9 protein-coding genes and 2 tRNA genes are annotated in these 12415 nt (G+C 49.8%); 9 read left to right on the top strand and 2 right to left on the bottom strand.

Translation table 11 applies throughout. From position 1 onward, the window contains the following. Positions 1-250: 250 nt before the first annotated feature. The 5 genes from ACI43T_RS02020 (at position 251) to ACI43T_RS02000 (ending at position 5649) form a co-directional block, all read left to right on the top strand. Positions 251-1204, top strand: a complete 954-nt coding sequence (locus ACI43T_RS02020) for a zinc-binding alcohol dehydrogenase family protein (RefSeq protein ID WP_405385398.1) — start codon at positions 251-253, stop codon at positions 1202-1204. A gap of 96 nt (positions 1205-1300) precedes the next feature. Next, positions 1301-2176 (top strand): SDR family oxidoreductase, encoded by an 876-nt coding sequence (locus tag ACI43T_RS02015; protein ID WP_405385397.1) that lies wholly within the window; start codon positions 1301-1303, stop codon positions 2174-2176. A gap of 114 nt (positions 2177-2290) precedes the next feature. Beyond that, positions 2291-3265, top strand: coding sequence for a serine hydrolase domain-containing protein (locus tag ACI43T_RS02010; RefSeq protein ID WP_405385396.1), 975 nt, complete (start codon positions 2291-2293; stop codon positions 3263-3265). Between the two features lie 3 nt (positions 3266-3268). Next, positions 3269-4126 carry an ABC transporter ATP-binding protein gene (locus tag ACI43T_RS02005; protein WP_405385395.1) on the top strand — a complete coding sequence of 286 codons (858 nt, stop codon included), beginning with the start codon at positions 3269-3271 and terminating at the stop codon, positions 4124-4126. A gap of 203 nt (positions 4127-4329) precedes the next feature. Continuing rightward, positions 4330-5649, top strand: a complete 1320-nt coding sequence (locus ACI43T_RS02000; RefSeq protein WP_377080077.1) for an MFS transporter — start codon at positions 4330-4332, stop codon at positions 5647-5649. A 244-nt stretch (positions 5650-5893) separates the two neighbouring features. Here ACI43T_RS02000 and ACI43T_RS01995 read toward each other — a convergent pair whose 3' ends face one another. Further along, a complete protein-coding gene (locus tag ACI43T_RS01995; protein WP_377080079.1) occupies positions 5894-6376 on the bottom strand; it encodes a hypothetical protein in 483 nt (160 codons plus the stop codon). A gap of 622 nt (positions 6377-6998) precedes the next feature. Here ACI43T_RS01995 and ACI43T_RS01990 point away from each other — a divergent pair. From ACI43T_RS01990 to ACI43T_RS01975, 4 genes are all read left to right on the top strand, one after another. Next, positions 6999-7070, top strand: a tRNA-Ile gene (locus ACI43T_RS01990). A 2-nt stretch (positions 7071-7072) separates the two neighbouring features. Beyond that, positions 7073-7148: transfer RNA gene (locus tag ACI43T_RS01985), tRNA-Met, on the top strand. Positions 7149-7616: 468 nt separating this feature from the next. Next, positions 7617-9602, top strand: a complete 1986-nt coding sequence (locus tag ACI43T_RS01980; protein WP_405385394.1) for a slipin family protein — start codon at positions 7617-7619, stop codon at positions 9600-9602. Between the two features lie 1401 nt (positions 9603-11003). Beyond that, positions 11004-11378 (top strand): hypothetical protein, encoded by a 375-nt coding sequence (locus ACI43T_RS01975; protein ID WP_405385393.1) that lies wholly within the window; start codon positions 11004-11006, stop codon positions 11376-11378. A gap of 455 nt (positions 11379-11833) precedes the next feature. Here ACI43T_RS01975 and ACI43T_RS01970 read toward each other — a convergent pair whose 3' ends face one another. Next, positions 11834-11992 carry a hypothetical protein gene (locus ACI43T_RS01970; protein ID WP_405385392.1) on the bottom strand — a complete coding sequence of 53 codons (159 nt, stop codon included), beginning with the start codon at positions 11990-11992 and terminating at the stop codon, positions 11834-11836. Positions 11993-12415 lie beyond the last annotated feature (423 nt).

Genomic DNA, 12415 nt, shown 5'->3' with positions numbered 1-12415 from the left:
TTAAACGGTTTGTTGGGTCTCGACTCAACCTACGCTTGCCACACCCCTCCGCTTGCCGCAACCGCATGATATTCCTAAAATACCCCTTTCCCTCACTTTAAAAAACGTCCATGAAATCCAAACTATCCGCGCTTGCCGCTACCGCCCTGCTTTTCGAATGAGCGAAATGAAATAAACTACCGCGTGAAAGTGCGAGGCGAAAGCACGGAAAACGTGGCCTAGGATTATTTGGAGAAAGGAAAGAGATAAGATGAAAGCCGTAAAAATCTACCAAGCCGGCGGTCCGGAACAACTGATTTATCAAGACGTGCCAACACCTGATATCAAAGAGGATTGGTCACTGGTAAAAATCAAAGGCTTCGGCATCAACCATTCCGAGATTTTCACGCGTGAAGGCAAATCGCCGTCTGTCCAATTTCCGCGCATTTTGGGCATTGAATGTGTAGGCGAAGTGGCGCAAAGTTCCACGCCCGCGCTGGCGGTCGGACAAAAGGTCGTCTCTATTATGGGCGAAATGGGGCGCGCCTTTGACGGCAGCTACGCCGAATATGTGTTGCTGCCCAACGAGCAAATCTACCCTGTTCATACCGATTTGGATTGGACAACCCTTGCCGCAATTCCCGAAACCTACTACACCGCATTCGGCTCATTGCAGCAGCTTCGTATCGCGCCGCAAGATCGTGTGCTGGTGCGTGGTGCAGGCAGCGGCGTGGGCGTAGCCTTTGCACAGTTGCTCAAAGCGCAGTTTCCGCATATCGTACTGCACGGTTCAACGCGTAATCCTGCCAAAGCTGCCCGTTTGCAGGCGGTCGGATTTGACGAAGTGATTACTGAAGCCGATGGCAAAATACAAACCGACCAAAGCTACGACAAAATTCTGGAATTGGTCGGGCCGGCAACTTTGCGTGATTCTTTCTCCCACATCAACGAACACGGCATCGTCTGCAACACAGGGCAGCTTGGTAACATATGGTACGTGAACGATTTTGATCCGATTATCGAACTCAAAAACAACAGCTATCTCACCGCCTTTTATTCGGGCAATGTGTCGCAAGCCAAGCTGGATGCGATGTTTGACTATATCCGGCAGTTTGATGTGAAAATCTTAATTGAACGCGTGTTTGCATTGGAACAAGTTCCCGAAGCCCACCGCTTTTTACAAAGCGCGGACGGATTTGGGAAAGTGGTGGTGGTGAACGAATAAGGCTACCTGAAACCCAAAAAGCAGCCTGCACATGGTTTGACAGAAATCCTGCAAACGGCAAAGCTATCCCTTTTGAAAACGCATAAGGAAAACAACATGAACATCGCCATCACCGGTTCCAGCGGCAACATCGGCGGCATGGTCGCCCGTCATCTAAACACACGCGGCTTGCCGCTTATCCTGCCGCTGCGCAACCCCGCCAAAGCGCCCGACCTGCCGAACTGCGAAGCGCGGCGGTTTGCCTATGGCGATTTGGAGCTTGCCAAGCAGGCGTTAAACGGGGTGGACGTGCTGTTTATGGTGTCCGCCGCCGAAAGCCCGACGCGCGAACAGGAGCATTTGACTTTGGTGCAGACTGCTTCGGAAGCGGGCGTAAAACACATTGTCTATCTCTCTTTTGCACAGGCGGCGTTGGACAGCACCTTCACGCTGGCGCGTACCCATGCGGTTACTGAAAATGCAATCCTGCAAACGAATATGCGCTACACCTTTCTGCGCGACAATTTTTACAGTGAGATGATGGCAACGATTGCCAACGCAGACGGCATCATCGCAGGCCCTGCCGACGACGGGCGCGTTGCCTGCGTTTCGCAGCGCGATGTCGCCCAAGCGGCGGCAAACGTCATCGCCGACATCGCATGCGGCAACCACCGCCACGATAATCAGACCTACACGCTGACCGGCTCTCAATCATTGAGTTTTGCTGAAATAGCCGCCGTTTTAACCGAAATCACCGGCAAACCGCACCGCTACCATAATGAAACCGTGGAAGAAGCCTTTGCCAGCCGCAAAGCCGCGTACCCTGACACGCCCGATTGGCAGATTGAAGCGTGGGTTTCCACCTACACCGCCATTGCCAAAGGCGAACTTGCCGCCGTTTCAGACGACCTGCCGAAATTATTGGAACATGAGCCGCGCCGCTTTGTCGAAGTGGTTGAAAGTATATTTACTAAAGGAAATGCAAACGACTAAAGCGTAGCGAGCTTGTTTGCCATGTTTAGCTTTTAGTCGTGTCAGGCTGTTACATGACTTTCAAAACTATCGGTACATCCGCTCGGCTGCAGCCACTCCAGCAAAGGGGGTTTTATGGAAAACACCATTCTCAGCAACAAAAAAATTCACCAAGCGACGGTGCTGGCCTATCGCGGCAAACAAAAAGTTGCGGAGCTATCAAAGGGCGGGATGAGCTGCGATTCCCCTTTTGCCATTGCCAGCATCTCGAAGCTCTATACCCATGCGATGACCTTTGCGCTAATAGATAAACAGCTGCTCGCCTATACATCACGGCTTGTTGATTTACTGCCGGCGGATAAAGTCGGCTGTTTACCCAATGCCAAAGAAGTCACCGTGCAACACTTGATTGATCAAACTTCCGGTTTTGCCAATCACGAATTGGATAAATTGCCCGACGGTACCGTATTGTTTGAGGAAGTCCTGCGCCACGACCGCGCGGTAGACGTTGCGGAGTCGCTGCGGCTGGTGGCTGCATTGCCGCCCAAAGGCAAACCGGGCAGCCGTGCTTACTATGCCGACATCAATGCGTTGTTACTAGGCGAAATCTGCGAAACCCTCACCGGCAAAACCTTGCCTGCCTTATTGACAGAAACCATTTGCCAACCGCTCGGACTTAAAAACACGCATTACTGCACAGCTGACGAAAATAATATTACGCCCATTTATAACGGTTCCCACGCTGCCTTTTGGCTCAAATATCTATCGGCACAAATGGCGCAAGGCGGTATTGTGGCGACCAATTATGAATTGATGCGATTTTTGCAGGCGTTCATGAGGGGGCAGCTGTTTTCTAAAAATCACCTTACCCATCCAGACTTTCGCCGCATACAATTCATACCGCTGAAATACGGCAGCGGTATGATGCAACTCAAAATTCCGCGCATATTGTCGCCATTTTTTCCGGCTCCGGAAATTATCGGTCATAGCGGCAGCAGCGGCAGCTTCGCCTTTTATTGCCCGTCGAAAGACATCTTCATTACGGGCACCATTAATCAGCTTCAACACCGCCCCTTTGCCGCCATTTATCGTGTTATCAATAAGGTTTAGCCAATGATTCCGCCATCCGCATCCACCCCGCTGATCGAATTCAAAAACGTCAACAAACACTACGACAACCACACCGCTGTGAACGAACTGAACCTCACCATTTATCAAGGTGAGTTTTTCGTGTTAGTGGGCGGTTCAGGCAGCGGCAAATCCACCACGCTACGCATGATTAACGCGCTGACCGAGCCGACCGACGGCGATGTTTATTTCAACGGCAGACGTATCAAAGATTACGACATCCGCGGGCTGCGCCACCGCATCGGTTATGTGCTGCAACAAATCGCCCTGTTCCCCACCATGACCGTGCGGCAGAACATCGAACTGATGCCCGACATTTTGGGCTGGGACAAACCGAAGCGCACATCGCGTGTGAACGAACTGCTCGAGCTGGTCGGTATGCCGCCCGAAACCTACCTAAACCGCTATCCGCACGAACTCTCCGGCGGCGAACAGCAGCGCATCGGCATCCTGCGCGCCATCGCCGCCAAACCCGACATCTTGTTGATGGACGAACCCTTTTCCGCCCTCGACCCGCTCGCCCGCGCTTCCCTTCAGGAAACCGTGTCGCTGATTCATAAAAAACTCGGCACTACCATCGTTTTCGTTACCCACGACATGAACGAAGCCGCCAAGCTCGCCTGCCGTATCGGCGTGATGCACCAAGGCAGGCTGGTGCAGGTCGATACGCCTCAGGATATTCAAAACCATCCGGCGGATGATTATGTACGCTCCCTGTTCGGCACGGCGCAGCCGGAAAACACCGCCTCCGCCGACGAAGTTATCGACCTTTACCAGCGTTTGGATGCGGACGGCAAAGCGCGGGTAAGGGAACATTGTGCACAAAACGGGATGGATGTTTAGAAAAAGGCCGTCTGAAAATTTTCAGACGGCCTCAAACGTTTTCAGTACACGCTCAAGCACCGGGTCTGCTTTCCGGTAACACCCAATTTCGCAAAAACTCTACTGTAAGTCCAAATCAAAAGCATCCATGCCGTCAGGTACCGTATCAAAAACCAAGCGAATCTGCTATATATGTTTCCTCAAAACCCCAAAGGAGAATCAAGATGGACATTCTTTCCCGCCTGCAAGCATTACCGCCGGGCAGGTTTCACTACAAATTACTGGTATTGGTCGGTATAGGCTGGTTGTTTGACGCAATGGATACCGGCATCGTGTCGTTTATATTGCCCGAATTAGGCAAAGAATGGGGTTTGCAGCCGGCGCAACTGGGTTGGATAGTCAGCATTGCCTTTATCGGCATGGCACTGGGGGCAGTATCGAGCGGCTGGCTGGCAGACCGCTTCGGAAGGAAAACCGTATTTGCCGCGACCATGGCGGTGTACAGCACGGCGACGGGCCTATGCGCCTTCGCCCCCGACATCGCAACACTGCTTACCTGCCGCTTCTTTGTCGGCGTAGGACTGGGCGGACAGCTTCCCGTCGCGGTGTCATTGGTCAGCGAATACGCCCCGCCGAAAGTACGCGGACGCTTTATCGTGTTGCTGGAAAGTTTTTGGGGCTTAGGCTGGCTTGCCGCCGCACTCGCTTCCTATTTCTTTATCCCAAAATTCGGCTGGCACAGCGCGTTTTTAATCGGCGCGCTGCCGATTTTGTATATCCCGCTGGTGTTGAAATTCATACCCGAATCCGTACCCTACCTGCTCTCGCAAGGCAAAACGGACGAAGCACATCGGCTGGTCAGCCGCTTGGAAGAGGAAGCGGGAATTACGCCCGCCGCAACAGCCGTAGCACCGCCGCAACAGGAAAAACAGCGCATCCGTTTTATGCAACTATGGCAACAGCCTTTCGCACGGCGCACGCTGATGCTGTGGCTGGTTTGGTTCGGCATTGTCTTTTCCTATTACGGCATTTTTACTTGGCTGCCGAAACTCTTGGTCGAACAAGGCAATACGGTGGTCAAAACCTTTGAATATGTGCTGGTGATGATTGTCGCGCAACTGCCCGGCTACATCGCGGCGGCGGCATTGGTGGAAAAAATCGGGCGCAAAGCGACTTTGGCGGGTTTTCTCGCCGCCTGTGCCGTCTGCGCGTGGTTTTTCGGGCAAAGCAACAGCGCCGCCGAAGTCATGGCATGGGGCAGCCTGATGTCTTTCTTCAACCTCGGCGCATGGGGCGTTTTATACACCTACACGCCCGAACTCTACCCCCTCCGCTTCCGTGCCTTCGCTTCCGGCTGGGCGGGCGCAATCGGACGCGCGGGCGGCATTCTTGCGCCTATGGTGGTCGCCAAAATGGTCGGCGGCAGCGGCGGATTCGGCAATATATTCATGATGTTCGCCGGCGTAATGATGCTGATTGTATTGGTGATTTTGGCATTGGGCGAAGAAACAAAAGGCAGGACGCTGGAGGAAATCAGCTCTTAAACAACCGTATCCGCTACCCAAAATCAGCAAAAGGCCGTCTGAAAACTCAAAATTGGTCTTCAGACGGCCTTTATGCTAAAGATTTTCAGACGACGTTTAAGATCGTCTGAAATTTTGAAACAACGGTTTAAACGGCAAAGAACGCGTGCGTACCGCACACACCCTGCACGTCGGTTTTAAAGTCTGTGCTGCCCGCAGGTAGGGTGTGTGGCGTAGCCACGCACGCGGTTGGGGTGGATGCAGGCTACGCTTGCTCAGGTAGCAACTTAATACCAGCTACTTCCAATCTTTCCTCCGGCCGTCCTACCATAAAATCCCAACCATCTGGCATTTTATTTTTCAATCCTGCTCCCAATTTAGCATCTAAATATTTGGCCTCTTCCAAAGTAATACGAGCCACTTTCCAATTTTTTTGAAGTGCTGTAGCTAATTCTTCATCAGAATACTCATTTCGTTTAATCAATTTATCCAACTCATCAATCATATAAGAGCAGGGAACTACATGCTCGAGACGACATCGAGATGTAGCAGTAGCAGCTTTTTCTGACTTTCCTAAAAACACAAAAGAATCCTCTTTGTGCAACATATGTTCAAAAATTCTTGAGTTGTACCCAAGACGGCTTTGATTGGTTTCGTTTTGGAATTCAATTAAGTTTCGGAAATGTTTAATCAATAACAAACAAGTTTGAAAGACAACTTCTTGAGTCCGTTTTTCTAGATTTTCCATTGCATAATCCCTTCTAAAATTTCAAATATTAAAATCATCACTCCGCCCCAAACAGCAGCCCACCTTAATCCCCGTACCCTATCCCTCCACACAGGTGGAGATGCCGGCTACAGTTTGCTACGGTTGCTATTCAAACACAAGGTCGTCTGAAAACAGATTCACGGTTTTCAAACGACCTTTACGCTAAGAGGTTTTCAGACGATGTTTGAGGTCGTCTGAAAGTTTGAAACAATGGTTTGAACGGCAAATACGCGTGCGTGCGTACCGCACACACCCTACACGTTGGTTTTAAATTTATGCCTCCCGCAGGTAGCTTATGTGGCGTAGCCACGCACGCGGCTGATGGAGATACAGGCTACGACTTGCTGCAAAATCAATATTTGTTTTCAGGCTGCCTTTTTAATACAATCCGTCCATGCTTTTCAAAGCGATTAGCGGCGGCTCTGCATGTTTAACGGCAGGCAGAACTGTGCGGGCGGCGTGCCGATTCCGTATCCTGCGCTACGAAAGTGGCGGAAAGCAGAAAACCAAAGGCAAAAGCGTGTTTCGTCTAGCTGGAAAAGACGGCGGGCATAGGGTCCGCAAACATGGGTTCGAATCCCATAACACAAAGCTGATGGAATTGTGTTTAGCTAAGCGGTTAAAGCGGCAGAACGATGTTCTGCAAACGCGGGTTCGATTCCCGCAACACAAGCATTTGAATTAGCTCATTGGGTAGAGCAAAGGACTCATAATCTTTGTGTAACAGGTTCGATTCCTGTATTCAAAACCAAGCCTGTCGGGGCTTTATCCGACACTATCCTGTCACGATAGAAAATGGTTTGTAAAACCGACATTTATTGGTCTCAAAAACCAAAAACGCAGTACCGCAACCTGCTGCTGCCGCTTTCTGAGCGGCGCGGTGTCGGACGGCGTTTCAGGCAGCCTGCACCATTAGGGTCGTCTGAAACCTATCCGCCGCCACACCGCAAGGACAACGGGCAAGGCTTGCGGCCCGGCTGACGCAAAGGCGGGCATGTTACCGGCGCACGGCAAAACGGTTTAGGCAAGATGTGAAACTTAAGCCCTGCGCTGCTTTCATGCTCCCCGATGCACACACGGGCCCGCCGCCTCTGGCTGTTGCACAAGCGGCAGCGGCAGGTTGCCCCTATTTCTTCGGGTTGCCGTTTTCAGGCGGCCTGAAACGGGGTTTGGGGCAACGGAAATGCCCAAGCCCAATCCATTTTAAAAAGGAAACGTCATGTTCAAAAATTTCGTCGTCAAACCCACCGAACGCCTTATCGTTCTGCTGGATGGCAGCCTGTACACCGTTCTCAATGCGGGGAAACACACTATTTGGCATTGGGGCAAGGAAATTGAAACACACAAACAGGACGCGACCGTGCTGCATGTGCAGTGGAACGGTATCGGCAGTTTGTTGAAAATCGCTTCGGAACGCAAAAAGGCGGAAAAATTCCTGCAAATTGTCCATAACCCTGCCGGACACAATACACTGGTATGGCACGATGAAATGCCCGTATTCACCATGACCGACAATACGGACTATTGGGCGTTTTTCCGTCCTGAAAAGGGCGAATTGAACACGCTCACGCTGGCGCACAACGAATACTGGCTGCCTGAAAACGTGCAGGAAACGCTGCTGTTGCGTAATCAAGTGCCGTCAAACTGCGAGAAATTTGTCGTGGAGCAACACGAACGCCTGCTTATCCGCATCAACGGGCGTTTGCAGCGCGTGCTGGGCGAAGGGCGGTATCTGCTGCAAAGCAAGGCGAGAGCGAAAAATAACGAAATCGAAATCGAACGGCAACACACTGCCAACGCAATGTATCATCAATGGGAAGACGCGCAGAAATGGGCGAAAGAGCAGCCTGAAAATCCGCAATGGCTGGTGCTGGAAACCCCTGTGGGGCAAAACACGTTGGCGTGGCATCAGGATTTCGGCGCAAAGGTCGTGGCAAGCGGCGAACACGCAGCGTTTTGGCTGCCTGAAAATGGCGAAATCGAAACGCACATGCAGCCGAAAACCGAATACTGGCTGCCCGAAAATGTGCAGGCTGCTTTGCTGGCACACGCCACGTTGGACAAACCCCTGCAAAAATATACCGTTAAAGCCAACGAAAGCCTGCTGATTACCGAGCGCAACCGCCTGATGCGCGTGCTGGGTGAAGGCGATTATGTGCTGCTGTTGGGCGAGGAACATAAAGCCCTGTTTGCCGATACAGGCATACCCGTGTATGAAAATACGGCGCAACTGGCGCAATGGGCGGCGCAAAATCCCGAACTCGCAGCGGCGCATTGGCAGCGCGTGGAAGCCGGCGAAAACGAATTGCTGCTGTGGTCGCAAAACGGCAAGCTGCAAAACCTGATCCGCCCCAAAGAAGCAGCGTGGTTCTGGCGCGAAGCGGCTCAGCCGTATGAAATCCAACGTATTGATTTATCCCAAGGTTTGGCAATCGATGCGGATACAGTGAAGCAGTTGCAGAACATCAATTTCGGCGGCCATCCTGTGTTTAAAAATGCAGTGCACACGGTAAACGTACCCGAACACCATCAGGGCTTGGTCTATATCGACAACGTGCAGCAACCGCCTCTGACGCAGGGGCGTTACCACTATTGGCTGGTAAACCAGACGGTCGGCAGCCAAGTGGCGGATTTGCGTTTGCAGACTTGCGAAGTATCGGGACAGGAGCTGCTGACTGAAGACAAGGTTACCGTGCGCGCCAATGTGGTGTGCAACTACCGGATTACGGACGCGCCCAAATGGTTTGCCCAGCATCAATCGCCCGAAGAATATCTCTACCGCGAATTGCAGTTTGCCATCCGCGCGCTCATCGGCAGTAAAAGTATGGACACGCTGTTGGCGGACAAACAGGGCTTGGATACGGAGCTGACCGCGCTCATCCGCGCCAAAGTACCGCAGGGCGCGGAAATCGACAGCGCAGGCGTGAAAGACATTATCCTGCCGGGCGAAATCCGCAGCATCTTAACGCGCGTAGTGGAAGCTGAAAAATCCGCCCAAGCCAACAACATCCGCCGCCGCGAGGAAACTGCCGCCACACGCTCGCTGCTGAACACCGCGCGCGTGATGGAGGAAAACCCGACCGCCCTGCGTCTGAAAGAATTGGAAACATTGGAAAAAGTTACCGAAAAAATCGACAAGATTTCAGTATACGGCGGATTGGACGGCGTGTTGAAAGGCTTGATTAATATTCAGCAGCCGAAATAGGATTTTTGGCCGCCTGAACACGCCGCACGGTACAAAAGCAGCCTGCACTTTGGGGATTGGAAAGTGCAGGCTGCTTTTTTGAGTTTTGGGAAAATAGACAAGCTGCCGCGTGCATACCGCAGTCCCCTCCGCATCGGTTTCAAAGTTCGTATAGTCATAGGCAGAGTGTGTCGCGTAGCCACGCACACGGGTACAAAATTTCAAACAACGCGCGCTTGCCAAAGGCACACCCCCTACTCACGCAGGCTACGCTGGCTTTCCCTTCGGCTGTGCGGACGCATCGGCAGAATGCCTAGCCTATAGTAGTTGCCGAAATGGGTTGGCGACAAGCAACATCTTCATGATGTCGCAGGTATGATAATGCCGATTGTGCAGATGCTTTTGGTTTCCAAGCAAAGAAACAAAAGGCAGAAAGCTGAAAAACATTAGCCCATAAACAGTCGCCACCCTTCCCGTCCGAAATCAAACAAAGGCCGTCTGAAAGCACAGTTTCAACGAAGTTAAAACCCACTTTCAGACGGCCTCTTTTCAAAAATGCAGCCTACCCTATCAAAATATCCAGCCATTTCTGCCATTCGGGTTTATAAAAAACTCTAGGCATAACCAGAAACCTCCCGCCCGAAACAGAAGACAATTTCGCAGTATCCAATACTTTCATCATAAACTCCTTTACACATTAAAAAACGAATCCGAACCAAACGGACTCATACTGATAGAATCCCGCCGCATATTAAAATTTCCATCTTTTTTTTAAACGACGCACGCAAAAAGTAAAATTTTATAAAATAAAACATATACATATGAATTTTGAAAACCAACGCCGACTTTAACGTCCCTATCATAGGCAACGCATAGGTTGGGTTGGTAAATTCAATGTTTCAGAAGGTTAGGCGGTTTTGTCGGGGTTTAAACCAATCTACACCTGCCGCATCATTCCCACGCAGGCGGGAATCCAGAATGTGAAACTTGGGAAACTTTTCCCCAGCAGATTCCCATGCCGACAGGCCCGGATTTCCGCCTGCGCGCAAATGACGGATTGAGGAGATTTGAGAAAATGAAAGAAACAAGGCCGTCTGAAAAGCGGTTTAGCTTCGTTGAAGCTATGCTTTCAGACGGCCTTTAACACGCATACTACGATTACGCCGCTTGAGGCGGTGAGCCGTACCTATGGGATTTTGTTGTTTTGGTGGGCTGTACAGATTTGTTTATGTATATATAGATTACCGGTTAAGTCAAACTGAAAATCGGTTTTAGGGCGTGGGTCGGATTCTTGAATCCGACATTTTGGGTATTGCGGCAATGGATTACAATAACAGGAGTGTTAGAGGTTTTGTCGGATACAAGTATCCGACCTACAGTTGCTGAAATTTTTTGTATTTTGCGAGGGGAGAATATTGATTTATGTTTTCAATATTAGGGGCAGTATTATTTGGAGTTATAGCAACTATGACAGTGCTTGTTGCTTGCGGTTTGCCTTTGGGCGAATTTACAATGGGTGGACAACATAAAATCTTACCTAAAAAACTTAGAGTTGTGGCAGTCATTTCGGTGGCTATCCAAATTTTTGCAATGATAATTATTTTGCAAGCCGGAGGTTTTATCTCCTTGTGGTTGTCTTTTAAAGTTACTAAATATATTTGTTTCTTCTTTGCCGCTTACCTATCTTTGAATACTGTTATGAACATGATTTCAAAAAGTAGGAAAGAAAAATATGTTATGACTCCGCTTTCACTTATAGCCGGAATATGTTTTTGGATAACGGCTTTTCAGATGTAGTATGTAAAATGAGGATAATCTACAGTGCGTCAAATTGGAATTTGGGAATGACATTTCCTACATGATTGTTAATGAGATTATTGTGGCATGACGAATATATGAGAAGAAAAGACGATGAAAAATAACAGTTTGTCTAATTGAATAGAACAATTTTTGAAACAGTAAATCACAAAGGTTTACTGTTTTTTCTTGCTCAGTTTTCAAAATAAAAGCGTCAATAAATTAAAAAAGGTACTTGATAAAACGCTTCCTGAGGCAGTGAACCATACCTATGGGCTTTTGTTGTTTGGAAAAGCTGTGCAGATTGTTTCGGTTAAATCAAATACCGCGTGCGTACCGCATACACTACACGTTGATTTTAAGGTTTGTGCCGCTCGCAGGTAGATGTATGGCGAACCACGCACGCGGTTAGCAAAGATGCAAGCTACACAGCTTGCTCTTTTCAAAAACGCAGCCTACCGTTTTATAGTATTGCCCAAATTCAAAAAACGTTGCCAATCCTCTTCGGTTTTAAACCAAAATCTGATTGGCATCAGAATATTACCGGGACCAAGTTGAAACAACCCCCCGCCCGCAACAGAAGACAATTTCGCATTATCCAATACTTTCATCATAAACTCCTTTACACATTAAAAAACGAATCCGAACCAAACGGACTCATACTGATAGAATCCCGCCGCATATTAAAATTTCCATCTTTTTTTTAAACGATGCACGCAAAAAGTAAAATTTTATAAAATAAAACATATACATATGAATTTTAAAAACCAATGCCGACTTTAACGTCCCTATCATAGGCAACGCATAGGTTGGGTTGGTAAATTCAATGTTTCGAGAGGTTCGGCGGTTTTGTCGGGGGGTTAAACCAATCTACACCTGCCGCATCATTCGCACGCAGGCGGGAATCCAGAATGTGAAACTTGGGAAACTTTTCCCCAGCAGATTCCCATGCCGACAGGCCTAGATTCCCGCCTGTTCCCCAGCAGATTCCCATGCCGACAGGCCTAGATTCCCGCCTGCGCGGGAATGACGGATTA

Source organism: Neisseria oralis (genome assembly GCF_045062685.1).
Taxonomy (GTDB): Bacteria; Pseudomonadota; Gammaproteobacteria; order Burkholderiales; family Neisseriaceae; genus Neisseria; species Neisseria oralis.
Note: the sequence above shows the minus strand (reverse complement) of the source record. Positions and strands in the feature narration are given on the sequence as shown.